This window comes from Noviherbaspirillum malthae (assembly GCF_015352985.1).
Taxonomy (GTDB): Bacteria; Pseudomonadota; Gammaproteobacteria; order Burkholderiales; family Burkholderiaceae_D; genus Noviherbaspirillum; species Noviherbaspirillum malthae.
Map to the genome: position 1 here is coordinate 1 of NZ_JACYXF010000172.1, position 1,587 is coordinate 1,587.

Here is a 1,587-nt window from a genome sequence, read left to right on the forward strand (position 1 = left end):
ACTCAAAGGAGCACAACGTTTGGCAGAGGTCATTGCCGGCGTTGAGTTCAAAGACGGAATGCCGGAAGACGCCAAGAAAATCGCCGCTTGACCCGACAGTGTCATCCCCAACAATTGACATTAACTCCTAATACCTTGTGCCCGTTTTCCAGTTCGACAGTAAAGGTGGCATTTGGCAGGTTCTCAAGGACTTTCCCTTCCATTTGTATCACATCATCTTTTGCCATTGCATTCCTAGAAAGATTGTTGCGTACGTCGGCCGTAAGCAACCTCAAGTAGATAGAGGCACTCAAGGCGTCGCTCATAGCGCAATTTTACTGCTCTCACCGTGTTATCAGGCCACTTCGTCGCCGCAGAAGCAGCGCTGGCAAGTGAACAGTCGCAGAGCCCAATTCGTCTTTGGCTGTTTCGGTCATCTTTCGCCCTGATTGCCGCGATTGGGGTTTCATCCCGGTGATCCAAGTGCGCCGGCTACTCGGATTACGACGGCATGCCTCGCATTTCCGGTACCGGCTCCAGTGTCTGGATGAGTTTTCATGCCTCTTTCGAAGATCGACGCTTGGGTGGGGCGTAAAGCGCTGATCAACGTGCCATTGGGCCAGAGCGGCCAGCTTGCTGGCGCAGCATGTCGAGGGCAGTGTTTCCGCATGGTGAACAAATGGCAGCCAATATTCACGGCAGAAGCTTGTTCGAATGCGACTTTGAAATGATGTACTGAGTACCTTGGGCACCTCAATGCCATTATGACTCGCGGTGGCTTTTACGTACTGTTCAAGCGTGCCGATCCTGTAGCTGGCAGGCTAGGAATTACAGGTTGGTACCACCACGCGCCCCAAAAAACCGGGGCAATACAGGTCAATGAGCCTTATCCAGTGCGAAGAGCCTAGGAGGAGGGTAACGAGGCCTAACCTAAGGTGGTTCTGAAGACAATATCTGCACTATCGCCCACCAGTGTCCTGGAGTCTCTGGTTCCGTTCCGCCAGTTCACGGGAGGTGCCCAGCAAGAGCACGTTTTCCTTCAACGTATCAAGGAACGACTGGCGGCGCTCTTCCGCGGATTCAGGGGTTTCATCCCTGACTAAGTTGTCTAGTCCGGACCGATATGGCGCCAGGGATGCAAGCAGGTCGCGTACGAGTTGCTGCTCGTCCGACGTCGTATGATCCGAGGTCATTTTGCCCAATGCATACTTGCGTATGCGTTCCGATTCAAACACGGACTGTTGCAAATGTGCTTTCGTCAACCAGCCGTCGGTATAGCTCAATTCGACTGTACTGCTCGCCGAATCGTTGATCTGATGATATTGGTAGTTCAGTGACCCTGCCTCGTTTCCACGTACAGCAAGTCATGCAGCCATAAGCGTTTCCTCAGCCTGAATCGGAGTGAGATATCCGGTCGAGGAATGAATCCGCTGACGATTGTAATACCCTTCGATCCAGTCCACGATATCCAGCCGTGCCTGGGCTCGCGTTTCATAACGGGTCTGGTAGATGTATTCAACCTTGAGGGTCTTGAAGAAGCTCTCCACCGGCGCATTGGAACAAGCAGTCAACTGCGCCTGTTAAGCCGGATCAAATCCGGCGTTTCCG

At 52.9% G+C, this 1,587-nt stretch carries 1 protein-coding gene and 2 pseudogenes; all 3 read right to left on the minus strand.

The window, feature by feature from the left end; genetic code table 11:
- Positions 1–125: 125 nt before the first annotated feature.
- A pseudogene (locus tag IGW03_RS37555) lies at positions 126–227 on the minus strand (S1 domain-containing protein); the annotation flags it as partial.
- 711 nt (positions 228–938) lie between these two features.
- The gene (locus IGW03_RS37560; RefSeq protein ID WP_194727472.1) at positions 939–1,262 is read right to left on the minus strand and encodes a hypothetical protein; all 324 of its coding nucleotides are present in this window, start codon (positions 1,260–1,262) and stop codon (positions 939–941) included.
- An 81-nt stretch (positions 1,263–1,343) separates the two neighbouring features.
- Positions 1,344–1,544, minus strand: a pseudogene (locus tag IGW03_RS37565) (IS3 family transposase); the annotation flags it as partial.
- Between the last annotated feature and the right edge of the window lie 43 nt (positions 1,545–1,587).